At 71.3% G+C, this 26,839-nt stretch carries 25 protein-coding genes and 2 tRNA genes; 14 read left to right on the top strand and 13 right to left on the bottom strand.

The genetic code is table 11. The features are described 5' to 3' along the window. Positions 1-54: 54 nt before the first annotated feature. From OG989_RS07145 to OG989_RS07135, 3 genes are read left to right on the top strand one after another with little or no spacing between them, the layout of a single operon-like run. Positions 55-597: a DapH/DapD/GlmU-related protein gene (locus OG989_RS07145; protein ID WP_151452768.1), complete on the top strand. Its 543-nt coding sequence runs from the start codon at positions 55-57 to the stop codon at positions 595-597. A gap of 30 nt (positions 598-627) precedes the next feature. Continuing rightward, positions 628-1,383 carry an HAD family hydrolase gene (locus tag OG989_RS07140; RefSeq protein WP_192581254.1) on the top strand — a complete coding sequence of 252 codons (756 nt, stop codon included), beginning with the start codon at positions 628-630 and terminating at the stop codon, positions 1,381-1,383. Beyond that, positions 1,380-2,018 carry a class I SAM-dependent methyltransferase family protein gene (locus OG989_RS07135; protein ID WP_151452766.1) on the top strand — a complete coding sequence of 213 codons (639 nt, stop codon included), beginning with the start codon at positions 1,380-1,382 and terminating at the stop codon, positions 2,016-2,018. The genes OG989_RS07140 and OG989_RS07135 overlap by 4 nt, the downstream gene beginning before the upstream one ends. A 50-nt stretch (positions 2,019-2,068) precedes the next feature. Here the strand turns inward: OG989_RS07135 and OG989_RS07130 are convergent. The 6 genes from OG989_RS07130 to gyrB all read right to left on the bottom strand — a co-directional run bounded on the left by OG989_RS07130 (position 2,069) and on the right by gyrB (position 8,167). Then, positions 2,069-2,144: transfer RNA gene (locus OG989_RS07130), tRNA-Ala, on the bottom strand. A gap of 42 nt (positions 2,145-2,186) precedes the next feature. Continuing rightward, positions 2,187-2,315, bottom strand: a complete 129-nt coding sequence (locus tag OG989_RS07125) for a DLW-39 family protein (RefSeq protein ID WP_210834795.1) — start codon at positions 2,313-2,315, stop codon at positions 2,187-2,189. Between the two features lie 44 nt (positions 2,316-2,359). Then, positions 2,360-2,433, bottom strand: a tRNA-Ile gene (locus tag OG989_RS07120). Positions 2,434-2,654: 221 nt separating this feature from the next. After that, positions 2,655-3,566 carry a DUF3566 domain-containing protein gene (locus OG989_RS07115; RefSeq protein ID WP_151452765.1) on the bottom strand — a complete coding sequence of 304 codons (912 nt, stop codon included), beginning with the start codon at positions 3,564-3,566 and terminating at the stop codon, positions 2,655-2,657. A 4-nt stretch (positions 3,567-3,570) separates the two neighbouring features. Beyond that, positions 3,571-6,090 carry a DNA gyrase subunit A gene (gene gyrA, locus OG989_RS07110; RefSeq protein ID WP_151452764.1) on the bottom strand — a complete coding sequence of 840 codons (2,520 nt, stop codon included), beginning with the start codon at positions 6,088-6,090 and terminating at the stop codon, positions 3,571-3,573. 130 nt (positions 6,091-6,220) lie between these two features. Then, a complete protein-coding gene (gene gyrB / locus OG989_RS07105; RefSeq protein ID WP_151452763.1) occupies positions 6,221-8,167 on the bottom strand; it encodes a DNA topoisomerase (ATP-hydrolyzing) subunit B in 1,947 nt (648 codons plus the stop codon). A gap of 506 nt (positions 8,168-8,673) precedes the next feature. On the opposite strand from gyrB, the gene OG989_RS07100 reads away from it, so the two are divergent. Then, positions 8,674-9,228 (top strand): hypothetical protein, encoded by a 555-nt coding sequence (locus tag OG989_RS07100; protein WP_151452761.1) that lies wholly within the window; start codon positions 8,674-8,676, stop codon positions 9,226-9,228. Here the strand turns inward: OG989_RS07100 and OG989_RS07095 are convergent. Then, positions 9,213-9,689, bottom strand: coding sequence for a MarR family winged helix-turn-helix transcriptional regulator (locus OG989_RS07095; RefSeq protein WP_151452760.1), 477 nt, complete (start codon positions 9,687-9,689; stop codon positions 9,213-9,215). The genes OG989_RS07100 and OG989_RS07095 overlap by 16 nt on opposite strands. 94 nt (positions 9,690-9,783) lie before the next feature. Between OG989_RS07095 and OG989_RS07090 the strand changes: the two genes are divergently transcribed. Then, on the top strand, positions 9,784-10,011 hold the full coding sequence (locus tag OG989_RS07090) for a hypothetical protein (RefSeq protein WP_132235445.1): 228 nt from the start codon (positions 9,784-9,786) through the stop codon (positions 10,009-10,011). A 3-nt stretch (positions 10,012-10,014) separates the two neighbouring features. Here the strand turns inward: OG989_RS07090 and OG989_RS07085 are convergent, their stop codons facing one another. The 5 genes from OG989_RS07085 to dnaA all read right to left on the bottom strand — a co-directional run bounded on the left by OG989_RS07085 (position 10,015) and on the right by dnaA (position 16,408). After that, positions 10,015-10,626: a DUF721 domain-containing protein gene (locus OG989_RS07085; protein WP_327030048.1), complete on the bottom strand. Its 612-nt coding sequence runs from the start codon at positions 10,624-10,626 to the stop codon at positions 10,015-10,017. Continuing rightward, positions 10,616-11,749, bottom strand: a complete 1,134-nt coding sequence (gene recF / locus OG989_RS07080) for a DNA replication/repair protein RecF (RefSeq protein ID WP_327030047.1) — start codon at positions 11,747-11,749, stop codon at positions 10,616-10,618. The genes OG989_RS07085 and recF overlap by 11 nt, the downstream gene beginning before the upstream one ends. Positions 11,750-11,766: 17 nt before the next feature. After that, on the bottom strand, positions 11,767-12,639 hold the full coding sequence (gene gnd / locus OG989_RS07075; protein WP_132235451.1) for a phosphogluconate dehydrogenase (NAD(+)-dependent, decarboxylating): 873 nt from the start codon (positions 12,637-12,639) through the stop codon (positions 11,767-11,769). A gap of 41 nt (positions 12,640-12,680) precedes the next feature. After that, positions 12,681-13,814 (bottom strand): DNA polymerase III subunit beta, encoded by a 1,134-nt coding sequence (gene dnaN / locus OG989_RS07070; RefSeq protein WP_151452757.1) that lies wholly within the window; start codon positions 13,812-13,814, stop codon positions 12,681-12,683. A 761-nt stretch (positions 13,815-14,575) separates the two neighbouring features. Beyond that, positions 14,576-16,408, bottom strand: coding sequence for a chromosomal replication initiator protein DnaA (dnaA, locus tag OG989_RS07065; RefSeq protein WP_327030046.1), 1,833 nt, complete (start codon positions 16,406-16,408; stop codon positions 14,576-14,578). Positions 16,409-17,041: 633 nt separating this feature from the next. Here dnaA and rpmH point away from each other — a divergent pair. The 9 genes from rpmH (at position 17,042) to OG989_RS07020 (ending at position 25,648) form a co-directional block, all read left to right on the top strand. Continuing rightward, the gene (gene rpmH / locus OG989_RS07060; RefSeq protein WP_088959667.1) at positions 17,042-17,179 is read left to right on the top strand and encodes a 50S ribosomal protein L34; all 138 of its coding nucleotides are present in this window, start codon (positions 17,042-17,044) and stop codon (positions 17,177-17,179) included. Positions 17,180-17,215: 36 nt separating this feature from the next. Beyond that, the gene (rnpA, locus tag OG989_RS07055; RefSeq protein WP_327030045.1) at positions 17,216-17,632 is read left to right on the top strand and encodes a ribonuclease P protein component; all 417 of its coding nucleotides are present in this window, start codon (positions 17,216-17,218) and stop codon (positions 17,630-17,632) included. Between the two features lie 44 nt (positions 17,633-17,676). After that, the gene (gene yidD, locus OG989_RS07050; protein ID WP_207914193.1) at positions 17,677-17,916 is read left to right on the top strand and encodes a membrane protein insertion efficiency factor YidD; all 240 of its coding nucleotides are present in this window, start codon (positions 17,677-17,679) and stop codon (positions 17,914-17,916) included. A gap of 3 nt (positions 17,917-17,919) precedes the next feature. After that, positions 17,920-18,906 (top strand): membrane protein insertase YidC, encoded by a 987-nt coding sequence (yidC, locus tag OG989_RS07045; RefSeq protein WP_151452754.1) that lies wholly within the window; start codon positions 17,920-17,922, stop codon positions 18,904-18,906. A 214-nt stretch (positions 18,907-19,120) separates the two neighbouring features. Continuing rightward, positions 19,121-19,711 carry a Jag family protein gene (locus tag OG989_RS07040; RefSeq protein WP_151452753.1) on the top strand — a complete coding sequence of 197 codons (591 nt, stop codon included), beginning with the start codon at positions 19,121-19,123 and terminating at the stop codon, positions 19,709-19,711. 92 nt (positions 19,712-19,803) lie between these two features. Further along, the gene (gene rsmG, locus OG989_RS07035) at positions 19,804-20,667 is read left to right on the top strand and encodes a 16S rRNA (guanine(527)-N(7))-methyltransferase RsmG (protein WP_370518894.1); all 864 of its coding nucleotides are present in this window, start codon (positions 19,804-19,806) and stop codon (positions 20,665-20,667) included. A 277-nt stretch (positions 20,668-20,944) separates the two neighbouring features. Further along, complete coding sequence (locus tag OG989_RS07030) at positions 20,945-22,249, top strand: ParA family protein (protein WP_151452752.1); 1,305 nt, start codon at positions 20,945-20,947, stop codon at positions 22,247-22,249. A gap of 27 nt (positions 22,250-22,276) precedes the next feature. Next, positions 22,277-23,338 carry a ParB/RepB/Spo0J family partition protein gene (locus tag OG989_RS07025; protein ID WP_327030044.1) on the top strand — a complete coding sequence of 354 codons (1,062 nt, stop codon included), beginning with the start codon at positions 22,277-22,279 and terminating at the stop codon, positions 23,336-23,338. Between the two features lie 1,572 nt (positions 23,339-24,910). Then, entirely contained in the window at positions 24,911-25,648 is a 738-nt protein-coding gene (locus OG989_RS07020; protein ID WP_225851936.1) for a hypothetical protein, read from the top strand. 185 nt (positions 25,649-25,833) lie between these two features. Here the strand turns inward: OG989_RS07020 and OG989_RS07015 are convergent, their stop codons facing one another. Continuing rightward, on the bottom strand, positions 25,834-26,832 hold the full coding sequence (locus OG989_RS07015; protein WP_151452750.1) for a D-alanine--D-alanine ligase family protein: 999 nt from the start codon (positions 26,830-26,832) through the stop codon (positions 25,834-25,836). Positions 26,833-26,839 lie beyond the last annotated feature (7 nt).

Genomic DNA, 26,839 nt, shown 5'->3' with positions numbered 1-26,839 from the left:
GCGGTGCCCTGCGCCGGCCGCGCCCACGCGTGAGCCGACAGGAAGGATCGTGGCGTGTCCAGCGACCGTCTGATGCGTATCCACAGCCCCGAGTTCCAGGCCATGGCCGAGCGGGTCCTGCGGGTCACCGAGCTCACCTCCCGTCTGAACGTCCTGCCCTTCGAGGACGAGGCGGGCAAGGCGAAGCTGTTCGCACAGATCCTCGGCAGGCCGCTGCCGAAGAGAGTCACGATCTATCCACCCTTCTACACCGACCACGGCCTCCGCCTGGACCTCGCGGAACGCGTGTTCGTCAACCAGAACTGCACGTTCCTGGACTACGCCGGCATCCGGCTCGGTCAGGGAGTGATGGTCGGACCGAAGGCCACCTTCATCACCGTCGGCCACCCGGTCGATCCGGAGGAGCGACGGGGCTGGCTCAGCGGAGGGCCCATCGACGTGGCGGAGAACGTGTGGATCGGCGCCGGTGCCACGATCCTCCCCGGCGTCAGCATCGGCCGGGACGCGGTGGTCGCCGCCGGCGCGGTCGTGGCCGAGGACGTACCGCCGGCCAGCCTGGTGACGGGCGGCAAGGCGACCGTGTATCGACAGTGGTGACGCCTGTCCCGGTGCGCGAGGATGACGGGCATGCTTCGTCCCCCTCGGGCTCTCCTGCTGGACTTCGGCGGCGTCCTGGCCGACGCGCCACCCCAACCGCCGGCCCCGCCGGGTCTGGTGCGGCGCCTCGCCGAACTCGTCGACGGCGCCGTACCGGACGAGCAGATCACCCGTGACCTGGGCGAGGGCTCGCGGGCCTACGCCCTGTGGCGCGACGACGTGGGCAGGACGGACGACCCGGTCGAGCTGCCGCACGCCCAGGTGTGGGCCGACTTCGTGACCCGGTCCTGGCCGCAGGAGGCCCGCGCCGCCGTCGAGCGGGAGGCGACCCCGCTGGCGTACGCCTGGACCTGGCGCCGGGAGTGGGCGGTGCGTCCCGGCATCGGCGAGGCCCTGCGGCACGCCGCCGACGCCGGCCTGCCGATGGCGGTCGTCAGCAACACGCTCTGCGGCGCCGCCCACCGGGACTTCCTGGCCGCCGCGGGGCTCTCCGGGCTGTTCGGGGCCGAGTTCTACAGCGACGAGGCCGGGCCCCGGAAGCCGAACCCGGAACTGGCGCTGCTGGCGGCACGCGCCATCACGGTGCCGATCGGCGACTGCTGGTTCGTCGGCGACACCGTGCACCGCGACGTCGTGTGCGCCCGTCGCGCCGGCACGGGCGCCGCGATCCTGATGCGCTCGCCCCGCACCGACCGGGAACCGGCGCTCCCGGGAGTCGAACCGGACGCGCGGATCGAGGACGGCCACGGGCTCCTCGCGCTGCTGCGTGAGCACGCCCGCCCGTGACCGGCGGTACCGACTGGCAGGCGTGGCACGAGCCGTACGCCGACGTGGACTCCCCGCTGTCGCGTCGGCTGCGGCTGGTGCAGCAGCACATCGCCTCGTGGCTCGACGAGCGCTCCGAGGAACGGCTGACGGTGGTCAGCGCCTGCGCGGGGCAGGGCCACGACCTCATCGGCGTCCTCGCCGCACGGCCCGCCTCCCCGCGCATGCACGTGACCCTGCTCGAGTACGACGCCGGCAACGTGGCCGCCGCGCGGGCCGCCGCCGACCGGGCCGGCCTCTCCCACCTCGTGATCAGGCAGGCGGACGCGGGCCAGCTCTCCTCCTACGCCGGGACGGTTCCGGCCGACCTGGTGCTCATGGTCGGAGTCTTCGGCAACATCCCGGACGCCGACGTGCAGCGGACGGTCGCCGCCCTGCCCCAGTTCTGCGCGGCGGGTGCCACCGTGATCTGGACCCGGGCGCGGCGGGCACCGGACCTCACGCCGGCCGTACGGGGGTGGCTTCGCGACGCCGGCTTCGTTGAGGAGGCGTTCCACGCTCCGGCCGACGTGCGGTTCTCCGTCGGCGTCCACCGGTTCGAGGGCACACCGCGACCTCTGGACGCCACGGGAACGCTCTTCACCTTCCTGCGCTGACCGGTGATGCTGTCGCGAGCGTCAGGAACGAGATCAACCAAGGGAAGTGCTGGTGGAGCCCAGGGGACTCGAACCCCTAACCCCTGCCTTGCAAAGGCAGTGCTCTGCCAGTTGAGCTAGGGCCCCGGGAGGCGGACGAAGCCGCCGGTGCCGGCAGTGCCAGCGAGATCAGCGCAGGTCGGGCGCGGTGGTCGCCTCGTGCCACAGGGCGCGCTCGTCGTTGGAAGCCTTGACCTTCCTGGCCACCACGGCTGCCACACCAACGACGCCGGCCAGGATCAGAAGCTTCTTGAACATGGGGCCTACCCCTCGCGCTCGACTGCCGTCGGACGAATGTGCGGTGGGGCTAGCTGGAATCGAACCAGCGACCTCAGAGTTATCAGCTCTGCGCTCTAACCGACTGAGCTATAGCCCCGCGTGGCGACGAGCAAGGTTAACCCATCCGTCCGTCCGGCCCCAAATCGGGGGCCGCCGCGACGTCCGGGCGTTGCCGTCGCTTCTGAACCTACCGGAGGCTTCCCGCCCGGCCCAGCCGATTACGTCGCCCGCACGCCCCGCCCGAACGCCCGGTGACGTGCTCCGGACGCACGGAAGCCGGGGCTCCGCGCTCGGCGGTGCCCCGGCTTCCGAGGTGGTTCAGTCGCGCTCGGCGAGGGTCAGCTCGATGCCGCCGACCAGGTCCGCGCAGACGTTGTAGACGAAGGCCCCGAGCGTGGCGAGCGCCGTGAACAGCACGACGTTGACCAGGCCGATCAGCGCCGAGCTCAGGATCACGCCCTTGGCGGTGATCTGGAAGCCGCTGGTGCTCTGGCCGCCGCCCGCGCTGACCAGGTCGGTCAGGCTGTCGTTGACGCTGGTGAACACGCCCATCGCGTCGAGGGCCAGGTAGAGCACCGAGGTGGCCACCACCACGACGATGAAGAGCACCACCGAGACCGCGAACGCGAACTTCATGACGGACCAGGGGTCGATCCGCTTGAGGTTCAGCCGGGCCCGGCGCGGCCCGCGCGACGCGGCCGAACTGACCGACGTACGCGCGGCGCGTACCGCATCACCCACACGGGCCGCCCCGACGGCGGCGGCGCCGCTGATACCCGGCGGCAGGCCGCCCCCGTTGGCGGGGCGGCCGGCGCCGGCCGGGCCGCCGCCGTCCGGCTGCGGCTTCGCGGTGCCCGTCACGCGGGGCTGTGTGCCGGTGGAGCCCGTGATCCGCGGCTGTGTCCCGGTGGTGCCGGTCGACTGGGCGGCACCGACCTTCAGCGGCTGCGTCGTCGTCGGTGTGGCGGCGGCCGGCTTGGCGGCGGGGGCCGGCTTGTCAACCCCCACCGCCTCGGTCCGGTCCGCCGCGTCGCCGTCCTCGGAGGGCTTGTCCGGAGGCGGTGTCATCCCGGGCGCCCGGGTGAATTTCGGGGCAGGCGCGTCGGCGGGGACGGTCGCCCGACCCACGGCCGCGCGGCCGGTCGCTGGTGTGCCGCTCTTCGCGGCCTCCTCGTCGACCGGGGTGGCCGAGGTCCCCGTGTTCCCCGACTTCGCCTGTGTCTCCGTCATTCAACTAGTCCTGTTCGTCAGGCTCGTCGGCATTGCGAGCAATCGCCACGATAGTCACGCCATCCGGAAGGTCCATCAGCTTGACCCCCATTGTGTTCCGGTCACGCGTACGGCGTACAGGCTTCACCGGAGTCCGGATGACACCACCGTTGCTGGTGATCGCGAACAGCTCGTCGTCCGGGTCGATCACCACCGCGCCGACCAGACCACCGCGCCGCTCGGTGATCTTCGCAGTCAGCACGCCCTTACCTCCCCGGCCCTGCACGGGGTATTCCTCGATCGGGGTGCGTTTCGCATATCCCCCGTTCGTGGCCACCAGAACGTCCAGCCCCTCGCGGACCACCTCCATGGCCAGCAGGACGTCTTCCTCGCTGAAGCGCATGCCGATCACGCCCGAGGTGGCCCGCCCCATCGGGCGCAACGCCTCGTCGCTCGCGTTGAACCGGATCGCCTGCGCGTTCTTCGAGACCAGCAGCAGATCCTCCTCCGGCGCGACGAGCGCCGCCCCGACCAGCTCGTCCTCGTCGCGCAGGTTGATCGCGATGATGCCGCCGGACCGGGGGGAGTCGAACTCCTCGAGCCGAGTCTTCTTCACCAGGCCGTTCTTCGTGGCAAGTACCAGGTAGGGAGCCACCTGGTAGTTCGGAATCTCGATGATCTGCGCGATCTGCTCGTCGGGCTGGAACGCGAGCAGATTGGCCACGTGCTGGCCCTTGGCCACCCTACTGGCCTCCGGCAGTTCGTACGCCTTCGCCCGATAGACGCGCCCCTTGTTGGTGAAGAAGAGCATCCAGTCGTGGGTCGAGCATACGAAGAAGTGGCTGACGATGTCGTCCTGTCGGAGCGTCGCACCGCTGACACCCTTGCCGCCGCGCCGCTGTGACCTGTAGAGGTCGACCTTGGTCCGCTTCGCGTAACCCGTACGGGTGATCGTGACCACCACGTCCTCGCGGGCGATGAGGTCCTCCATGGAGACCTCGCCCTCGAACGGCACGATCTTGGTGCGCCGCTCGTCGCCCCACTTGGCGACGATCTCGCCCAGCTCCTCCGAGACGATCCTGCGCTGCCGCTCGGGCTTGGCGAGGATGTCCTTGAGGTCGGCGATCTCCACCTCCAGCTTTGCCAGGTCGTCCAGGATCCGCTGCCGCTCCAACGCGGCGAGCCGGCGCAGCTGCATGTCGAGGATCGCGGTCGCCTGGATCTCGTCGATCTCCAGCAGCCGGATCAGGCCCTGCCGGGCGTCCTCGACCGTGGGCGAGCGCCGGATCAGGGCGATCACCTCGTCGAGGGCGTCCAGCGCCTTGGACAGACCGCGCAGGATGTGCGCCCGCTCCTCCGCCTTGCGCAGCCGGAACGCCGTCCGCCGGCGGATCACGTCAATCTGGTGCTCGACGTAGTAGCGGATGAACTGGGCCAGGTTGAGCGTGCGCGGCACCCCGTCGACCAGCGCCAGCATGTTGGCGCCGAAGGTCTCCTGAAGCTGGGTGTGCTTGTAGAGGTTGTTCAGCACCACCTTGGCCACGGCGTCGCGCTTGAGCACGAGCACGATCCGCATGCCGGTACGCCCGGAGGACTCGTCGCGGATGTCGGCGATGCCGGCGAGCTTGCCCTCCTTGATCAGCTCGGCGATCCGCTCGGCCAGGTTGTCCGGGTTCACCTGGTAGGGCAGTTCGCTGACGACCAGGCAGGGGCGACCCCGCTTGTCCTCCTCGACCTCCACCACGGCCCGCATCCGGATCGACCCGCGCCCGGTGCGGTACGCGTCCTGGATCGCCTGCGTGCCCACGATCAGGCCGTGGGTGGGGAAGTCCGGCCCCTTGACGATCTCCAGCAGCGCGTCGAGGGTGGTGGCCTCGTCCTCCTCCGGGTGCTCCAGGCACCACTGCACGGCCGCGCCGATCTCGCGCAGGTTGTGCGGCGGGATCTTGGTGGCCATGCCGACCGCGATGCCCTCGGAGCCGTTGACGAGGAGGTTCGGGATCCGCGACGGCAGGATGGTGGGCTCCTTGGCCCGGCCGTCGTAGTTGTCCTGGAGGTCGACGGTGTCCTCGTCGATGTCCCGCAGCATCTCCATGGCCAGCGGGTCCAGCTTGCATTCGGTATATCTCATCGCGGCAGCAGGATCGTTGCCCGGCGAGCCGAAGTTGCCGTTGCCGTCGACCAGCGGGTAGCGCAGCGACCAGGGCTGCGCCATCCGGACCAGCGCGTCGTAGATCGCCGAGTCGCCGTGCGGGTGGAACTGACCCATCACGTCGCCGACCACACGGGAGCACTTCACGTAGCCCCGGTCCGGCCGGTAGCCGGAGTCGAACATGGCGTAGAGGATCTTGCGGTGGACCGGCTTGAGCCCGTCCCGGACGTCCGGCAGCGCCCGCCCGACGATGACGCTCATCGCGTAGTCGAGGTAGGAGCGCTGCATCTCCACCTCGAGCCCGACCGGTTCGATGCGGTCGTGCGCGACGACGGCGGCAACGGTCTCCGGGAGCTCGGGCTCGTTGGGTGTGGACTCGGGGATATCGGTCACTGTTAACCCTTATCAGACTCAGAGTCGTTTTCGTGCTGTGGATAACGGCTGTGGATACCGGCCGTGCTGTGGATAACTCTGTGGACAGGCGGGTCGGCCGGTGGATGACCGGCCGGCCCGCCGGGACCCGTCAGATGTCCAGGAACCGGACGTCCTTGGCGTTGCGCTGGATGAACGAGCGGCGCGCCTCGACGTCCTCACCCATCAGCACGCTGAACAACTCGTCGGCGGTGGCCGCGTCGTCGAGCGTGACCTGACGCAGCGTACGCGTTGCCGGGTTCATCGTGGTCTCCCACAGTTCGGGGTAGTTCATCTCGCCGAGGCCCTTGAACCGCTGGATGTCGTCCGGCTTCGCGTTCGGCTTCTTCTGCTGGCGCAGCGCGATCAGGCCGTCCCGCTCGCGGTCCGAGTACGCGTACTGCGCGTCGTCGCCGCGCTTGTTCCACTTGATCTTGTAGAGCGGCGGGGCGGCCAGGTAGACGTGCCCCATCTCGACCAGCGGGCGCATGAAGCGGAAGAGCAGCGTGAGCAGCAGCGTCTGGATGTGCTGGCCGTCGACGTCGGCGTCGGCCATCAGCACCACCTTGTGGTAGCGCAGCTTCTCCATGTCGAAGTCGTCGTGGATGCCGGTGCCCAGCGCGGTGATCAGCGCCTGGACCTCGTTGTTCTTCAGCACCCGGTCGATCCGGGCCTTCTCCACGTTGAGGATCTTGCCGCGGATCGGCAGGATCGCCTGGGTCCGCGGGTCGCGGCCCTGCTTGGCCGAGCCGCCAGCCGAGTCGCCCTCGACGATGAAGACCTCGGACTCGCGCGGGTCGGTGGACTGGCAGTCGGCCAGCTTGCCCGGCATCGAGCCGGACTCCAGCAGGGACTTGCGCCGGGCCAGCTTGCGCGCCTGCTGCGCGGCGATCCGGGCCCGGGCGGCCTGGGACGCCTTCTGGATGATGATCTTCGCCTCGGCCGGGTTGCGGTCGAACCAGTCGACCAGCCGGTCGTTGCAGACCCGCTGCACGAAGCTCTTCACCGGGGTGTTGCCCAGCTTGGTCTTGGTCTGGCCCTCGAACTGCGGGTTGGCCAGCTTGACCGAGATGATCGCGGCCAGGCCCTCGCGGATGTCCTCGCCGGAGAGCTTCTCGTCGCCCTTGAGCAGCTTCTTGTCGGTGCCGTAGCGGTTGACGACGCTGGTCAGCGCGGCCCGGAAGCCCTCCTCGTGGGTGCCGCCCTCGTGCGTGTTGATCGTGTTGGCGAAGGTGTAGACCGACTCGCCGTAGGACTCGTTCCACTGCATGGCGATCTCGACCGACATGCCCTCCTCCTCGGCGCCGAACTCAACCACGGTCTTGTGGATCGGGTTCTTCGAGGCGTTGAGGTGCCGGACGAAGTCGGCGATGCCGCCCTTGTAGCAGAAGGTGACCTCGCGCGGCTTGCCCTCCTCGCCCTCCGGAACCCGCTCGTCGAGCAGGTGGATGGTGAGGCCCCGGTTGAGGAAGGCCATCTCCTGGAGCCGCCGGTAGATGGTCTGGAAGTCGAAGTCGACCGTCTCGAACACGTCGGCGTCGGGCCAGAAGGCCACCGCGGAACCGGTGCGGTCGGTCGACTCGCCCTTCTCCAGCGGGGTCGGCTTGGAGTTGTGGTACTGCTGCCGCCAGACGAAGCCGGACTTGTGGATCTCCACCGCCATCTTGGTGGAGAGGGCGTTCACCACGGAGACGCCGACGCCGTGCAGACCGCCGGAGACCGCGTACGCCTTACCGTCGAACTTGCCGCCCGCGTGCAGCACGGTCAGCGCCACCTCGACACCCGGCTTCTTCAGCTTCGGGTGCAGGTCGACCGGGAAACCCCGGCCGTTGTCGGTGACCCGGACCCCGCCGTCGGCGAGCAGCACCACGTCGATGGTGTCGCAGTGGCCGGCCAGCGCCTCGTCCACCGCGTTGTCGACGACCTCCCACACCAGGTGGTGCAGACCGCGCTCACCGGTCGACCCGATGTACATACCGGGGCGCTTCCGGACCGCCTCCAGCCCCTCGAGAACGGTGATCGACCCGGCGCCGTACTCCTGCTTGTCCTGCGCTGCCACCTTCGGCCACTTTCTCGCGCCGTCCGCACCTGGTGGCGCGTCGGGCGCGGGTTCGGCGGACAGGACGCGACGTCGACGCGCAGACCGGCACCGGGGACAATTCCGGGGTACGGGTCGAACGCGCCGGTCGCCGCGGTTGCCCGCGGATCGCGATCGGCTCGACCCGACATGGACAATGATCGCGGGCCCCGCTCCGGGCCCGTGTCTCGTCGCTCCGCACCGGGTCTTCGTCTCAGGGTCAATCTTACTGTGCGCGGACGACAGAACCACCACTCGGCACCCCTGCGAGGCGGCTGAGACCGACGTAGCCGGCCGAACCGCGCCGCCCGCGACTCCCCCTACACGCCAGGGTGCGTTCGGGGGCGGCGCCGCCTGACGATCGGTGCGGGTCGGACGGCGGGAACGCCACCGCCGCCACGCCGTCGGCCCGGCCTTGATCTTTTCGGGCCGGAACCGGACGATCGAGCCGTTACGAACTATCCGTGCTCTCGAAGAGGTGACGCCCGATGGGGCTGGACAACGTCGCGGTGCAGTGGCCGCGGACCGGCCGCTTCTACGATCCGGTCGCACCGGCCGAGTTCGTCGACTTCGGCGACATCGTCGACATGCCCCGCATCTCCGCGCCCACCGCGGCGCTCGCCGAGTTGATCGCCAAGACCGGCACCGTGCGGGCGACCGTGTACACCGAACTGGTCGACCTCCTGCTCGGCCTGGAGGGTGTGCTCTACGCCACTGACGCGGCGGCCGAGGACGAGGATCCGGTGATCGATCCCGACGGCTGCGCCTGGGTCGCCGGCGGCATCGAGCGGTTCGTGACCGGCCACCGCCCGCACGGCGAGGCCGTCACCTTCGACTCGGTGAGCCAGGTGCTGCGGTCGCTGCTCGCCGACGGGCGGTTGGCCGAGCAGCAGCTGCGCTGGCTCGACAGCCGCCTGGACGCGCTGCGCGACGAGAGCGGCGAGCCGCCGCAGTGGAACTTCACCTGCGCCGAGCTGGCCGTGCTGGCGGCCTTCTACCGGCGCTGCGCCGACCGCGGCTTCGCCGTCTACGCCGACGCCTGACCCCGCTCGGCGGCGGACCCGCGGTTGGCGGCGTCGATGACCCGGGTCAGCACGGCGTGCAGGTGGCGCAGGTCCTCGACCGGCATGCCGAGCCGTTCGACGATCGCTGGCGGGATCTGCTCCGCCCGCGCCCGCAGCGCCTGGCCGGCGGCGGTCAGCGTCACCGCGAGGCTCCGCTCGTCGGCGGGGTCGCGTTCGCGCCGGACGTAGCCGGTCGCCTCCAGCCGCTTGAGCAGGGGCGACAGTGTGCCGGGGTCGAGCTGGAGCAGGCGGCTGAGGTCGCGTACGGACAGCGGCGCGTGCTGCCAGAGGGCGAGCATCACCAGGTACTGCGGATGGGTGAGCCCCATCGGCTCCAGCAGGGGCCGGTAGACGGCGACGACGCCGCGCGCGGCGACGGAGAGCGCGAAGCACACCTGCTGTTCCAGCGCCAGGGGATCCCCGTCGGGCTGGTCGGTCACGGGCGGGCCTCCTCGTCGTCGTTGCGAGCGTACCAATGATTGGTGTACCAATGATTGGTACGCCAATCGTTCCCGTCGCACCGGAGGCCAGGCGATGACCGAGGAGAAGCCCACCCCGAAGGCCCCGGGCGAGGGCGGCCGCCTGATGGCCTGGGCGTTCCGGCGCCTCGCCGGCCCGCCGGAGGTGCAGGGCGCGGTGCAGGGCGGCTCGAACCACGCCCGGGAGGCGTGGAAGCGAGACCTGGAGCGGCGCAAGCAGTGGAGTCGCGAGCAGCGCGAGCGCAAGCGCGCCGAGCGGGAGGCCCGGCGCGAGGGTCGCTGACCGTCAGCCGTAGGTGTCCCGCGGGCCGCGGCCACGGACCCGGCGCGGGCCCTTCGACCAGGAGGGCGCTGCCGGGCCGTGGATGTGCAGCTTGCGCACCACGTTGTGGCCGACCTCGCTGGCGATCTGCTTGAGCAGCGAGCCGGCCAGCAGCCGCAGCTGGGTGGCCCACGCGGTCGAGCGGGCCTCCACGGTCAGCTCGCCGTCCTCCAGCTTCACCGGCCGGCTGTGCTGGGCCACCTCCGGGCCCACCACCCGCTCCCAGGCGCCGAACACCGTCGCCTCGGCCGCCGGCTGCTGCCAGCCACGCGCCTTGACGAGCCGGTTGAGCACCGCGCCGAGCAGCTGCGGATCGCGCGGGTCCGGCCCGGGGCCGGAGTAGCCGCGCAGCCGCCGCTGGCCGCCCTCGCCGTCGCCCCCGCCGGAGGTACGCCGACGCGTACGGGCCGCCGACTCCCGACGGGCGCGCGCCGCGTCCAGCACGGCCCGCGCCAGCTCCGGGCCGCTCGCCCCGGCCGGCGCATCGCCGCCCGTCGCGCTGCCGGAGTCGCCGCCGGTCGTTCCGCCGCCACGGCCCGGGCCGAGCCGGGCCGGCGGAAGCTGCTCATCCGGCACGTCGCACCGTCCCCTCGCCCACGGCGTACCGGGCGCCGCGCAGGGACACCGGCACGTCCTCGTCGACCGCGCAGGTCACCAGCAGCTGGCTCGCCCCGCCGACCAGCTCCGCCAGCCGCTCCCGCCGCCCGGCGTCCAGCTCGGCGAAGACGTCGTCGAGCACCAGCACCGGCTCGATGCCGTCGGAGCGGAGCAGGTTGTAGGCGGCGAGCCGCAGCGCCAGGGCGTACGACCAGGACTCGCCGTGGCTCGCGTACCCCTTGGCGGGCAGCGGGCCCAGGGTCAGCGCCAGTTCGTCGCGGTGCGGGCCGACCAGGGTGGTGCCCCGCTCGACCTCGGCGGGGCGGGACTCGACGAGCGCGGCGGTCAGCGCCGCCGCCAGGGCCTCCCGGTCGGTGGTGGGCTCCGCCAGTTCCACCGTCGGCCGGTACGCGATCCCGGCGGCCCCCCGTCCCGCCGCGACAGCGTCGTACGCCTTCGTCACGTGCGGGCCCAGCGCGGCGACCAGTTCCAGCCGGCCGGCGAGCAGCTCGGCGCCGTGCCGGGCCAGGTGGGTGTCCCAGACCGCGAGGGTCGACAGGTCCCCGCCCCGCGACCCGCCCGTCTTGCGGGCCAGGTACGCGGTGCGCAGCAACGCGTTGCGCTGCTTGACCACCCGCTCGTAGTCGGCCCGCACTCCGGCGAACCGGGGCTGACGGCTGACCAGCAGGTCGTCGAGGTAGCGGCGGCGCTCGGCCGGGTCGCCCCGGACGAGTTCCAGGTCCTCCGGGGCGAACAGCACGAGCCGGAGCGCGCCGAGGACGTCCCGCGCCCGGCGGGCCGGCGACCGTCCGAGCCGGGCCCGGTTGGCCTTGCCCGGAACGATCTCCAGCTCGACCAGCAGCTCGCGCCCCTCGTGCACGACCGCGCAGCGGATCACCGCCGAGGAGGCGCCCATCCGGACGAGGGGGGCGTCCGTGGCGACCCGGTGCGAATCCAGGGTCGCCACGTAGCCCAGCGCCTCGACCAGGTTCGTCTTGCCGACGCCGTTGGCGCCGATCAGGACGTTCGCCCCCGGCTCCAGGTCCACGCCGACCCGCTCGTACGAGCGGAAGTCGACCAGTTCGAGCCGGCGGACGTACACAGGCGCGGGGATTCCGGTCAGCGCTTGCGGACGGCGTGACCGCCGAACTGCTGGCGCAGCGCGGCGACGGCCTTCATGGCGGGCGAGTCGTCCTGGCGGGAGGCGAAGCGGGCGAAGAGCGAGGCGGTGATCACGTTCAGCGGCACGGCCAGCCGGACCGCCTCGTCGACCGTCCAGCGGCCCTCGCCCGTGTCCTCCGTGTAGCCGCTCAGCTCGGCCAGCTCCGGGTCCTCGTCGAGGGCCCGGTCCAGCAGGTCGAGCAGCCAGGAGCGGACCACGGTGCCCTCGCGCCAGGACTTGAACACCCCCGGCACGTTGGTGACCAGCTCGGACTTGGCCAGCAGCTCGTAGCCCTCGGCGTAGGCGTGCATCAGGCCGTACTCGATGCCGTTGTGCACCATCTTGGCGTAGTGCCCGGCGCCGACCGGCCCGGCGTGCACGAAGCCGAACTCGCCCTCCGGCTTCAGCGACTCGAAGATCGGCATGAGCCGGTCGACGTGCTCCTGGGCGCCGCCGACCATCAGGGCGTAGCCGTTCTGCCGGCCCCAGACGCCACCGGAGACGCCGGCGTCGAGGTAGCCGATGCCGCGCTCGTTCAGCCGCTCGGCGCGGGGCGCGTCGTCGCTGAAGCGGGAGTTGCCACCGTCGATGATGATGTCGCCCTCGCCGAGAACGTCGGCGAGTTCGTCGATGGTCGCGTCGGTGACACCGGCGGGAACCATGACCCAGATCGCGCGGGGCGACTCCAGCTTCTCCGCCAGCTCCGCCAGGGTCGCGACATCGCTCAGCTCCGCGTTGTGGTCGAAGCCGACCACCTCGTGCCCGGCGGCGCGCAACCGCTCGCGCATGTTGCCGCCCATCCGGCCGAGCCCTACCAGGCCGAGCTGCATGTGTTCCTACCTCCGTGCGTCGGGGTCTTCTCGGGGTGCGATCAGCGGGAGACGCGGATCGGCATGATGAGGTACCGGTACCCGGGGATGACCTCGCCATCCTCGCCGGCGGGCGAAATCACCGCGGGCTTGAAGGCGTCGACGAACGAGAGCACGGCGAACTGGGCCCCCAGGTTGGTCAGGCCGTCGATCAGGTACTGGGGGTTGAAGCCGATGGTCAGCGGGTCACCGGTGAAGGTGGCCTCCATGGCCTCGCTGGCCCGCGCCTCCTCGGTGCCGCCGGCCTCGACCACCAGGCCGTCGGTGCTGAAGCTGAGCAGCACCGGGGTGGTCCGCTCGGCCACCAGGGCGACGCGCTTGACGACCTCGATCAGGGTGCTGACGGGCACCCGCGCCTCGGCGTTGTGGCTGGCCGGGAAGAGCGAGCGCACGGGCGGGTAGTTCGCGCCGTCGAGCAGCCGGCTGGTGGTGCGCCGGGTGCCGCCCGCGAAGCCGATCATGCCTTCGCCGGCCGCGCCCTGGGAGAGCGCCATGACGACCTGGCCGCCGATCGGGCCGAGGGCCTTGGCGGTGTCGTGCAGGGTCCGGGCCGGCACGAGGGCGTTGACGCTCACCTCGGCGTCGTCCGGGTTCCACTCCATCTCGCGCAGGGCCAGCCGGTAGCGGTCGGTGGCGAGCATGGCCAGCGTGCCGCCGGAGAGCTCGATGCGTACGCCGGTCATCATCGGCAGCGTCTCGTCGCGCCCGGCGGCGATGGCCACCTGCGCGACCGCGGCGGCGAAGGCGGCGGCGTCGACGGTGCCGGTGCTCTCCGGCATCTCCGGCAGGGACGGGTAGTCCTCGACCGGCATGGTGGGCAGGGTGAACCGGGCGCTGCCGCAGACCAACTCGAGGTGCGCGCCGACGGCGGCGATGTCCACCGGCTTGGCGGGCAGCGCCTTGGTGATCTCGGCCAGCAGCCGGCCGGAGACCAGGGCGGCGCCGTCGGCGTCCCCCTGCACCTCGACGGTCACCTGGCTGGAGACCTCGTAGTCGAAGCCGGAAACCTGCAGGTTGCCGTCGGTGACGCGCAGCATCACGCCGGCGAGCACCGGTACGGACGGCCGGTTGGGCAGGCTCTTCGCGGTCCAGGCCACGGCCTCGGCGAGCGCGTCGCGCTCCACTCGGAACTTCATCAATGCCTCCGCGTCGACGTCAGCGACAACTCTCTCATGCCGACCGCTGCCTACCGACCCGCCTGTCCGTGCGGGTACCCATCGCACCTTAGGGCGCGTGGGCATCGGCTGTGCGCCCGACCCCGTGGACTCCTGGTGCCGGGAGGCCGTCCACGACGGCGTTCCGGCCAATCCACAGGAAGTCCAACGGTGATGATTGGTTTTTGTTCTCTTAGAAGAGATAACTCGTCATCTTCATCGCACCTGTGCAAACTGTGGAGAACCCGCGTTTGCGCAGCTCAGACACGTTATCCACCGGTGGTTTACCTGTGGAGAACCCGGGGTAAAACTCGCGTCCCGGTCCACAGGCGGCCGGCGCCCCCAAGTTGTCCACCGTCGTCCACCGGTTATCCACCGGTTATCCACCGACTTTCTCCCCAGACCTGTGGACAGGCGGAAGCCGCACCGACGGCGTCATCCCCAGAACCTTCAACAGGTTTCCCACAGGTAGATCGTCGTCGGTGGACAACCAACCGGTTGTCCCCAGGCGTCCACAGGCTCGTCCCCAGGGTTTGTCCACAACCTGTGGGTAACTGGGGGTGGACGGACCGTAGTTTCCCACAGGCTGTGGACAACGAGATGTGGACAACGATCCGGGCGGTGGACGGTCACGGCTCAGATGCTGTGGCCTAGACCATGTCGAGGGTCAAGCCGGGACCGGCTGTGGAGGACGAAAAAGCGCCCGACCGATGGTCCGGTCGGGCGCGTCCGTTAGCCGTCGCTCAGGTGTTTTGCTTGATCCGGTTGGTCAGCTCGGCGATCTGGTTGTAGAGCGACCGGCGCTCGGCCATCTGCTGGCGGATCTTGCGGTCGGCGTGCATGACCGTGGTGTGGTCCCGGCCGCCGAAGGCCTGCCCGATGCGGGGCAGCGACAGGTCGGTCAGCTCCCGGCACAGGTACATGGCCACCTGGCGGGCGTTCACCAGCACCCGGGAGCGGGAGTGGCCGCGCAGGTCCTCCAGGCTCACCCCGAAGTAGTCGGCGGTGGAGACCATGATCTGGTCGGCGGTGATCTCCGGCCCGGCGCCGTCCGGGATGAAGTCCCGCAGCACCTCCTCGGCCAGCGCCAGCTCGACCGTCGAGCGGGTCAGGCTGGCGAACGCCGTCACCCGGATCAGCGCGCCCTCCAGCTCCCGGATCGAGTTCGACACCCGCGAGGCGATGAACTCCAGCACGTCCGGTGGGGCGTAGAGGCGCTCCTGCGCCGCCTTCTTCTGCAGGATCGCGATCCGGGTCTCCAGGTCCGGCGGCTGGATGTCGGCGAGCAGTCCCCACTCGAAGCGGGTACGCAGCCGGTCCTCCAGGGTCGCGAGCTGCTTCGGCGACCGGTCCGAGGTGATCACGATCTGCTTGTTGGCGTTGTGCAGGGTGTTGAACGTGTGGAAGAACTCCTCCTGCGTACGCTCGCGGTTCTCCAGGAACTGGATGTCGTCGATCAGCAGGATGTCGACGTCGCGGTAGCGCCGCTGGAACGCACTGGTCTTGTCGTCCCGGAGCGAGTTGATGAAGTCGTTGGTGAACTCCTCGGTCGAGACGTACCGGACCGAGCGCGCGTTGCCCAGCGTCGTGGCGTAGTGCCCGATGGCGTGCAGCAGGTGCGTCTTGCCCAGCCCCGAGCTGCCGTAGATGAACAGCGGGTTGTACGCCTTCGCCGGCGACTCGGCGACCGCGACGCTCGCCGCGTGGGCGAAGCGGTTGGACGAGCCGATGACGAACGTCTCGAACATGTACTTCGGGTTGAGCCGGTTGCCCCCGCCGTCGGCGCCGGGCATGCGGCGGTCGTCCCGGCCACCGGGCCGGTGATCCGCGCCACCCCGTCCGGGCCCGTTGTCCGTGCCGGTGTCGCGGGGCAGCGCCCGGATCACGTGCTGGTCCCGGGGGGAGACGGCGTCCTCGCGGTAGCGCGGCTCGTACCCCCGGGTGTCGGCGGTCGGCCGGTCCAGCCGGGCTGCCTGCTCGTCGTAGCTCCGGCGCTCGGACGGGTGCCGGAGCGGCCCCGACCGGTCGGGGCGCGGCGGCTCGGCGAAGGCGGTGCTGAACAGGGCCTCCTGCCCGTCCCGGTCGTCCGGCCGGTGCCCGTCGTCGCCCGGCGACGACGTGTCGGGCCGGCGCCGGGGGTGCGCCTGTTCGGGGATGAGCGGCGACTGCCCGGCGTCGTGGTCCCCGCCGTCGCGCTGCCCGGGCAACCCGTCGTAGCCGGCGTCGGCGTAGCCGGGCGGCCCGCCGTCGTGGTCGGCCGGCCCCGGCTCGGGAACACTGCGGTAGACGGTCCCCGCCGGGCGGCCGGAACCGTCGTCGGGCACGCGTACGGTCACCGCGACCTGGATCGGCCGGCCCAGTCGGCGGGTGAGCGCCTCCGTGATCGCCGGGCGCAGGCGGGACTCGATCACGTCCCGGGTGAAGGCGTCCGGGACGGAGAGCAGCGCCGTGTCCTCGACGATGGCCCGCAGCCGGGTCAGCCGCAGGTACGCCCGCTGCTGCGCGGAGATGATCTCGTCGGCGAGCTCGTCGGTCGTTGCTGTCCACACCGCGGCAAGGTCGGTCGTACCGGTCACCGTCGTGCCACCCCCTCGCCTCTGCTCCGCCGACGCCGCCGTCTTCTCCGGTCGGCCGTCCCGGGCCCGCCGCGTACGCGCGGGTGGAACGACACCCACCGGACGGCCGACCGGTTCTCGTCCACAAGTTATCCACAGCCTGTGTACGCACCGATTGTGGCCGCCCGCCGGACGCGGGTCGGACCTGCCCCCTGCCTGAACGGGCGCTGAAGCGGGTTCACCGTGCCGAACGATTCACTACCTTGTCCGGTCTTGCCCGCCGGCGACGACCGGACCTTTCGACGCTGACCGCAATCGGGCACGGTAACAGCGTTGTCGGCGCGCCATCAACCGCCGACGCGCGGCGACCCTCGTCGACATCAGCGAAAACCGCCGCTCCGGTCGCCGGGAGGGCCCGGTGTCCGCCCTGCTGAGGGTGTTTGACGGTCGTTGCCGCCCTGCGTAGGCTGGAACGGCTGCTCTCTCGCCCTCTGCTAGGGTGTTAGGTGCTTGCTGTCCGCGGTCGCTTCCCCGCATCGCCGAGGTCCCGCGCCGCCGGGCAGCACCGATCGGGGGCCACCGCCGAGGTGGCCTGGACCACCACACGATCCCGGCGACCCCTCGCCCGGGGCGTACGAAAACGGAGAGCCTGACGTGAGCAAGCGCACCTACCAGCCGAACAACCGCCGGCGCGCGAAGACCCACGGCTTCCGGCTGCGCATGCGCACCCGTGCCGGCCGCGCCATCCTTTCGACCCGTCGCTCCAAGGGCCGCACCCGCCTGTCGGCCTGAGGCCGACCGGGTCAGGTCCGGGGGACGTGGGCAGTCGTGCTGGCGGCCGCACAGCGACTGCGGCGCAGCACTGACTTCGCCGCAGCGGTCCGGGGTGGTCGACGCGCCGGCCGTGGCGCGGTCGTCGTCCACCTGAGTCTGCCGACAACCCCCGAGGCCGCGACAGCAACCTCGCCGGAGCCGGCGCGGAGCAGCGGTGCGGAGCAACCCTCCGCGCCGGCCCGCGCCGGCTTCGTCGTGTCCAAGGCCGTCGGGAACGCCGTGGTCCGCAACCGGGTCCGGCGTCGCCTGCGGCACCTGGTCCGCGAGCGGCTGGCGGCTCTGCCCGCGGGAAGCACCCTGGTCGTACGCGCGCAGCCCGCCGCGGCCGACGCCTCGTACCCGCGACTCGGCGCCGACCTGGACGCGGCGATCGTCGCGGCGAAGGCGCCCCGCGGGCGGCGGTCCCGGTGACCAGCGGACCGGCCGAGCCCCGGCCGACGACGATCGGTGCCCGGGTGCTGAGCGGGCCCGTCATCGCGTACCGTCGGTGGATAAGTCCGGCTCTGCCGGCCCGCTGTCGGTTCTACCCGTCGTGCAGTGCCTACGCCCTGGAGGCGGTGGCGGTGCACGGCGCGATCCGGGGAGCTGGCCTGACGGCCCGGCGGCTGTTGCGCTGCCACCCCTTTCACCCAGGTGGACACGACCCGGTGCCGAAGCCGGGCGGCCGCCGCCGCGCCGATGTGACTGGAGCCTGAGAATTGAGTCTCGACTGGATCTACTACGCGATTTCGTGGATCCTGCTGGTCTGGCACGGGGCCTGGGACTTCGTCGGGGTGCCGGATCCGGCGGTGATCGGCACCAACTGGGCCTGGATCCTCGCCATCATCTTCCTGGTGGTCACCGTCCGGGTGATCCTCTTCCCCGTCTTCGTCAAGCAGATCAAGTCGCAGCGGGCGATGCAGGCGCTCCAGCCACAGGTGAAGGCGCTGCAGGAGAAGCACAAGGGTGACCGGGAGACGCTCCAGAAAGAGATGATGGAGCTCTACCGGAAGGAAAAGGCCAACCCGCTCATGGGCTGCCTTCCGATGTTCCTCCAGATTCCCGTCTTCCTGGGCCTCTTCCACGTGCTCCGTCGGCTCAACCCGGACAAGAGCGAGGCCGGTAAGACCCTCTACGGCTGGACGATCAGCCAGTTCGAGAGCGCCTCGTCCGCGAAGCTCTTCACCGCCCCGATCGCCGGCAAGTTCGGCTCCACCGCCGAGGAGCTGACGCGGCTCGGCGCCAACGGCACCACCGTGAAGATCATCGCCGGGATCCTCGTCCTGGTGATGATGGGCACCACCTACCTCACCAGCCGCCAGATGATCCTGAAGACCGGTTGGGCCGAGGACCCGCAGCAGCGGATGATCCAGAAGCTGATGCTCTACGGCATCCCGCTGTCGCTGCTCATCTCCGGTGCCATCTTCCCCATCGGTGTGATCATCTACTGGGTCACCAACAACCTCTTCACCCTCGCGCAGCAGCAGTGGGTGCTGCGGAAGTTCCCGCCGCCGCCCACCGCCACCAGCAAGCCGGGCACCTCGTCCCGCAACCCGGTGCAGCCGGCGAAGACGGGCGGCCTGCTGGGCCGCACCAAGTCGGCCCCCCCGGCCCCGGCCAAGCCGGTCGCGCCGAAGGTCGCCGGCCCCAAGCCGGGCGCCAAGCCGGTCAACCCGAAGAAGGGCCCCGCCAAACGGCAGGGCTGAGAACGTCCGGGCCGCCGTCGGGAGACCGGCGGCGGCCCGTTCCGCACCGCGCAGCCGCCGTACGGCCGGCGCCGGGGCGGAACCGCCGCGCGCGGCGCGGCCACGGGCGAAACTGCCCTACGACAGACGTGCCCGTGGGCACCGGCGACCTCCCGCCGGCCCCGGGAAACCAGCGGACCCGACGGTCCGGCCGAGCGAGTACGGAGATGAGACCGTGACCGACACCAGCACCCCCCGCGCCGACGAGTCCCTGGACGAGGAGGGGACCGAGCCGACCGCGGTGAACGGCGAGACCGAGGAGACCGACGAGGAGTCGGGCACCCGGGAGAAGAAGGCCGTCGGCGAGAGCGAGCTGTTCCGGCAGAGCGAGATCGCGGCCGACTACGTCGAGGGCCTGCTCGACATCCTCGACTACGACGGCGACATCGACGAGTTGGTCTCGGCCGGTCGTCCCGTCGTCGAGGTGGTCGGCGGCCGGCTGCAGAACCTCGTCGGCCAGCGCGGCGCCACCCTGGAGGCGCTCCAGGAGCTCGCCCGGCTGGCCGTCTTCCGGCAGACCGGCACCCCGAGCCGGCTGCTGCTCGACGTCGGCGGCTACCGGGCGACCCGCCGCAAGGAACTCGCCGCCGTCGCCAAGAACGCCGTGGAGAAGGTCAAGGAGCACGGCGAGCCCGTGCGCCTGGAGCCGATGTCCGCGTTCGAGCGCAAGTGCGTGCACGACGTGGTCAACGCGATGAGCGGCGTGGAGAGCGAGTCCGAGGGCGTCGAGCCGAACCGGCGCATCATCGTCCGGCCGGCGGACTGACCCGGGTGACCCACGACGACACCACGGCCGGTGCCGTGGACGGCCCGGGTGGCACGCCGCCCGGGCCGTCGCCTGTCCGGCCCGAGCCGACCGTGACTTCCGACGCCGCGCCGTCGATCGACGCCCCTGAGGGCGCCCCGTCCTCGACCGTCGCCCCTGAGAACGCCCCGTCACCGACTGACACCTCCGAGGACGCCCTGTCCTCGGCCGTGACGGCGGAGGACGCTTCTCCGGCCGTGGCGGTGCTGCCGCCGGAGTTGGCCGCTGCGGCGCGCACCCTCTTCGGCGACCGCCTCGACCTGGCCGCCGCGTACGCCGAACTGCTCGCCACCGACGGCGTGGTCCGCGGCCTGATCGGCCCGCGCGAGGCGCCCCGGATCTGGGATCGCCACCTGCTCAACTGCGCGGCGGTCGCCGAGCGCATCCCGGAGGGCGCGACGGTGCTCGACGTCGGCTCCGGGGCCGGGCTGCCCGGCCTGGTGCTGGCCATCGCGCGACCCGACCTGACGGTGACCCTGATCGAACCGCTCTCCCGGCGCACCTCCTTCCTCATCGAGGCGGTGCAGCACCTCGGGTTGGCGAAGATGGTCCGGGTGTTCCGGGGGCGCGCCGACGAGGCGGCGACCGGGTCGACCGGCATCGGTCCGCTGAGCGGGGACGTGGTCACCGCGCGCGCCGTCGCACCGCTCGACCGGCTCTCGACGTGGTGCCTGCCGCTGGCCGTGCGCGGCGGTCGGCTGATCGCGCTCAAGGGGGCGTCCGCCGCGGAGGAGATCGCCGAGCACGCGCAGACCGTGGCCCGACTCGGTGGCGGTGAGCCCGAGGTGCACCGCTGCGGCGAGGGAGTGATCGACCCGCCGACGACGGTGGTGGAGATCGTGCGGGAGCGGATGATCGGACCGGCCCGGCCGAAGGCCGCGAAGAGCGCTCGCGGCGGCCGCTCCCGGCGGCGGTGAGTCCCTCTCGGACACCCACGCGGGATGTCCGCCTACCGGCTTCCCGGCCGGCGGTTGCGTCGTTGAACCGGTACGGGTGGACGGAAGGATGAGAACCCGACGTGGACCGGTCGCGCCCGTGAGCCGTAGGCTGGCTGCGCGTCGATAGTGTGGAGCGGGCGGCAACGGACGTTCACCGGTCCCGCCGCTCCCGCCGGGCCGTACGCTCCGCGGTGCGATCGCGTACGGCCAGTTGACGGGGTGCGGACCGACCATCCGAAGCGGGCAGGGATGACAGGTGCATGACGACGGAAGGTACGACGATCCACGCGTGACGGGGCCAGCGGGCGACCCCGTTTCACGTGAAACCGACTACCCGAGCTGGTCGCCCGACGGGCCGACGAACCCGCCGCAGGACGGGGACGCGGCCGTTCGGTCGGGCGGCGCCGAGCCGGACGTGCCGGAGCCTCCGGCGATCCGCGCCACGGCCGACGTGCCGCGGGCCGGCAATTCGGCCGGCGGCCGGGTGATTGCCGTCCGGCGCAACCCGTCGGCCTCGGCGCGGTTCGAGTCCGCCGTGCCGCAGCAGCCCACCCCGGACTCCGTGCCGGACGCGACTCCCGAACCCGTTCCCGTCACCGACCCGTTCGCGCCCCCGGCCGGCTCCCCCGGAGCCACCGTCGCCGAGGCCGCGTACGTTTCACGTGAAACCCCGACGCGCGAAGAGGATGACCCACCGTTGGCTATGGAGGCGATGCGCGCCGTGCAGATCCTTAATCCGAGTGGCGAGGTGACGATGCCTCGCCCGGAACGGACCCGGGTCATGTGCGTCGCGAACCAGAAGGGCGGCGTGGGAAAGACCACGACCACGGTCAACCTTGCGGTGGCGCTAGCCCTGCACGGCAACCGGGTGCTGGTGGTCGACCTGGACCCGCAAGGGAACGCCTCCACCGGGCTGAACGTCCCGCACCACACCGGTGTGCCGGACGTCTACGACTGCCTCATCAACAGCGTGCCGCTGGAGGAGGTCGCCCAGGGCGTCGAGGGGATCCCCAACCTCTGGTGCGTACCGGCGACGATCGACCTCGCCGGCGCGGAGATCGAGCTGGTGTCGGTGGTGGCCCGCGAGTCCCGGCTGGCCCGGGCGATCGCCGCCTACCCCGGCCACTTCGACTACGTCTTCATCGACTGCCCGCCCTCGCTCGGCCTGCTCACGGTCAACGCGCTCGTGGCCGCGCAGGAGGTGCTAATCCCGATCCAGTGCGAGTACTACGCGCTGGAGGGGCTGAACCAGCTGATCAACAACATCAACCTGGTGCGCCAGCACCTGAACCCGAAGCTTGACGTCTCCACCATCCTGCTCACCATGTACGACCGGCGCACCCGGCTGGCCGACGCCGTCGAGCAGGACGTGCGGAACCACTTCGGCGACAAGGTGCTCCAGGCGGTCATCCCCCGCAACGTCCGCGTCTCGGAGGCACCCAGCTACGGCCAGTCGGTGATGACCTACGATCCGGGATCGCGGGGGGCGACGAGCTACTTCGAAGCTGCCCAGGAGATCGCCGAGCGTGGCGTCAAGGAGCCGGTGGGCCGGAATGCGTAGTGCGGAACAGTCGCTGGGAGGCGTGGCATGAAGAACCGTCCTCGGGGCGGTCTGGGGCGGGGCCTGGGGGCGCTCATCCCGACCGGGCCGGCGCCGACCGCCGTAGTTGAGCCGATCACCGCAGAGGAGTCGCCAGCTCCCGTGGAGGCGGCTGCTGACACTGCCGCGGCTGCGCCGGCGGGACCGGTGCCCACCGGCCCGGTGCCGACCGTGGCGATCCCACCGGTGGTGGCACAGCCCGAGCCGCAGGCCGAACTCAGCCCGGTGCCGGGTGCCCGGTTCGCCGAGATCCCGGTCGACGCCATCGTGCCGAACCCGAAGCAGCCGCGTCAGGTCTTCGACGAGGACGCCCTGGAGGAGCTGAAGACCTCCATCCAGGAGGTCGGCTTCCTCCAGCCGATCGTCGTACGACAGCTCGACGACGAGAAGTACGAGCTGGTCATGGGTGAGCGGCGCTGGCGTGCCGCGCAGGCCGTCGGGCGGGAGAACATCCCGGCCATCGTCCGGGACACCCACGACGACGCCATGCTCCGGGACGCGTTGCTGGAGAACATCCACCGGGCGAATCTGAACCCGCTGGAGGAGGCGGCCGCGTACCAGCAACTGCTGGACGAGTTCGGCGCCACCCACGAGGAGCTCGCCCGGCGCATCGGGCGGAGCCGGCCGCAGATCTCGAACACCATCCGGCTGCTCAATCTGCCCGCGCAGGTCCAGACCCGGGTCGCCGCAGGGATCCTCTCCGCCGGGCACGCCCGTGCGCTCCTGAGCCTCGACGAGGCCGAGGCGCAGGAGCAGCTGGCGCGCCGGATCGTCGCCGAGGGGATCTCGGTCCGCGCGACCGAGGAGATCGTCGCGCTGGCCCTGAGCGACGGTACGAGCAAGAAGGAGACGGCCAAGCGTCGTCCGAAGCCGCATGCTCCCGCACTGACGGATCTCGCCGACCGCCTCTCCGACCGGTTCGACACCCGCGTGAAGGTGGACATCGGCCGGAGCAAGGGCAAGATCACCATCGAGTTCGCAACGGTCGACGACCTGGAGCGGATCGTGGACCTCATCGGCGTCGGTCAGGAAGAGGAGCCGGAGGCCTGACCCCGGTCGGCGGTCCTGCGGGACAACGCCGCCGCGTTGCGCAACGGGGCTCGGCGTGACGATCGGGCCCAGCATCGTTGCGAATGGCACCACTGCCGGCCGCGTGATCCCGGATCACGCGGCCGTTGCATGTGCTGCGGGTTGCGCATCCTCGATCAGCGCGTTCAGGAGATCCGGGCGGGTGGCGGCGTTTCACGTGAAACCCGGGATCGGGTCAGGGCGGTTCTTGAGCCGCCTCGACCGTTTCACGTGAAACCGGCCGGGCCTGCGATCTGCGAAGCGGTGGGTGGGCAACGGCGAGGGCGGGACCCTGAGCCCGGAGGAGCCTGACCGGATCCAGAACCTGCCGCGCCCCTCGGTGAGCCGGTAGCGGAAACGCCGCCGAGGAAACCACAGCCGAGTCACCGACGATCCTCAGTGCCTGCGCCAGCGCCCTCAGCGCGCGTTGAGGGCGCTGGCGCAGGTATCGGTACCCACAGGGCTGGACCCGCTCGACAGGGCCGCTCAGCGCCGCGAGAGGGCGGGGGGAGCCGACCCTCCCGTCGCTAACAGGACCGGCATCGGCACCTCCTCGCTGACGCGGGGAGGTGCCCGCTCAGTGCCCTGCCCGGCCGACGGCCTGTTTCACGGGGGCCGGGTTGTAATGGCCGTTCCGTTGCGTGGCTGATCTCGCTTGTCTCAGCGGTTCGAGGCTTCTCGGTCTCCCGGCCTCTTCACCCTCCCCGCCCGGCAGCCCGGACGCGTCCTGCGTCGAGTGTCAGCCGGCATCCATGTGGCCACGGCCGCTGCGGACACGCGTAAGTCGATGCTGCCGCCGTCCACCGCGTTCGGATGGTCGCTCGGCGGTTGCTGCCTGACCGATCAGGACTGGCCCGTCCCTACCTCCGTCCGTTCACCCCTCCGCTCCCAGACCCCCCTCCGGACAGGCTGCACACGATGCACCCTCCCGCCGTACCGAACCGGCGTGGATGACAACCGGTCATGACGCTCGTCCAACTATGCGGGCACGCCGATGAGTGCCTTCCGCCGCCACACGCTGGCCCGCGCCTCCGATCGCCTGCCGCCCTGCGCGGGGCGCGGTCCGCGGGCGGCGCGGCACTGGTCGGGGTTCGGTGCATGTCGCGCTGCGGAAGCGGTGGACGGCCCAGGTCGTTCGCGTGGCGACGACCTGGGACAGCGGGGACAAGATCCTGAATGCAACGGTGAGCCCGAACCACGGCGATGCCGACCACGGCGTCCAACGGCGGCGGAAGCGATGACGGAACCCACCCGACGTGCCTCCGTTTCACGTGGAACCGACGACTCCACCCCGACGGAGGATCCGTGCTCGCGTGCCCGAAAGTTATCCACAGGGGTTATCCACAGGCGCCCCCGTTTCACGTGAAACCCCGCGTGAAATGGGGTGGCAGCCTGTGGATGACGGCCTGTGTCCGGCGTCTCATCAACCTGTGGGCGCCTATGGATACCTGTGGACAGAGCCACTCTCGGTGCTCCCGTCATGGCTGAACTGGGGCCGTCCGGCCGATCGTTCGGGTAGGGACAGCGGTGCCGAGACCGGTTAGTGTCAGCGTCGTGCACGACACCCCTCCCTCCGTTCCGGACTTCACCCAGTGGCCGTCCTTTCCCTTCGAGGGCGACCTTCGTGTCAAGCAACTCGATGACCCGGTCCCGGTCGAGCCGCCGCGCAAGGGCGAGGGAAACCGGGACTGCACCGCCTGCAACGCCCCCGACGACGCCTACATCTGGGTGGGTGAGCGATGGCGGGTACGCGCCATGGACCGCCCTACCGGGCTGCCGATGGTGCTGATCCTGGAATCCCGCTCGCATCTCGACCTCGGCGACCTGCCGAATCTGCTCGCCGCCGAACTGGGCGTGATGACCGTACGGCTGGAGCGGGCCATCCGGTCCCTCGACGGGGTCGCCCGGGTGCACGTCAACCGCTGGGGCGACGGCTCGGCGCACCTGCACATGTGGTTCCTCGCCCGGCCCTACGGTCAGCTCCAGCTGCGGGGGACCTTCCTCTCCCTGTGGGACTCGATCCTGCCGCCCATCTCCGAGGCGCGGTGGCGGGAGAACCTGGCCATGGTCGCCGCCTGGCTGGCGGAGTTCGGGGGCCGACCGCTGGCGGAGCCACCGCGCATCCAGTGGCAGGCGCCTTCCAGCTTCACCGGGCAGCCCCCGGCGGAAGACGCTCCGACGGAGGGCGAGGCGGTGTCCGTGATCGAGTCCGCCGAGGAGACCCCGCCGGCGCAGGAGTCGGAGGGCGAGGCGTCCCCCACGGACGCCGGACGGTCGGGCAGCCAGCCGTAGAACCGGGGCGGCCACCCAAGGACGTACCTACGGGTGGCCGCGCAGCGGACAGCCCGGCCAGCGCGGCGAGCCAGGTGGTCACCGCCAGTCCGGCAAGCGAGGCGGCGGACCGGACGGGGCGACGGCCGGCGGCGGCACCCCAGCGCTGAACCCCCGCCCGGAAGGTGGGCCGGTGGACCGGTCGGTCAGGGGTGGCGGGCTGCGGCGCGGGCCACCAGGGTGCCGACCATCCTGCCGAAGTCGAGACCGGCGGCCTGGACCGCGAGCGGCAGCAGTGAGGTCTCCGTCATCCCCGGTGAGACGTTGACCTCCAGCACGTGCGGCTGGCCGGCTGAGTCCACGATCAGGTCGACGCGGCTCAGGTCGCGCAGCCCGAGCGCGGTGTGCGCGGCCAGCGCGACGTCGGCCACCGCACCGGCCACCGCCGGCTCCAGCCGGGCGGGGGTGTGCCAGGTCGTCCGGCCGGCGGTGTAGCGGGCGGCGTAGTCGTACACCCCGTTGCGGGGCACGATCTCCACCGCGGGCAGGGCGCGCGGCCCGTCGCCCAGGTCGACCACCGAGACCGCCACGTCCATGCCGGGCACGTACCGCTCGACCAGCGCCGTGGGGTCGTACGCGAAGCAGCCGACCATCGCGGCCGGCAGGGACGCGGCGTCCCGGACCACCGCGGCGCCCAGCCCCGAACCGCCCTGGGCGGGCTTCACCATGAGCGGCAGCCCCAGCCGCTCGACGATCCGGTCCAGCACCGCCACGGCGCCCAGCTCGGAGAACCGGTCGTGCGGGAGGGCGACCCAGTCCGGGGTCGGGATGCCCGCCTCGCGGAGCACCGCCTTGGCCGAGGGCTTGTCCCAGGCGAGCCGTGACGTGCGGGCGTCGCACCCCACGTACGGGACGCCGCAGAGGTCGAGCACGCCACGCAGCGATCCGTCCTCGCCGGTGGCGCCGTGCAGGGCGATCACGACGGCGTCCGGCGGATCGGCGCTCAGGGCCGGCAGCAGCGCCACGTCGGCGTCCCGCAGCTCGGCGTCCATCCCGACCGCGCGCAGCGCGTCGAGCACCCGGCGACCGGACCGCAGCGAGACGTCACGTTCGTAGGAGAGCCCGCCGGCGAGCACCAGCACCCGCAGGTCGGCGGTGACGGCGGAGTCGGTCACGACGGAACGGTCGGCAGCGGTGGGAACCATGCCGGAA

Origin of the sequence: Micromonospora sp. NBC_01740 (assembly GCF_035920365.1) — a bacterium.
GTDB lineage: Bacteria > Actinomycetota > Actinomycetes > Mycobacteriales > Micromonosporaceae > Micromonospora > Micromonospora reichwaldensis.
Note: the sequence above shows the minus strand (reverse complement) of the source record. Positions and strands in the feature narration are given on the sequence as shown.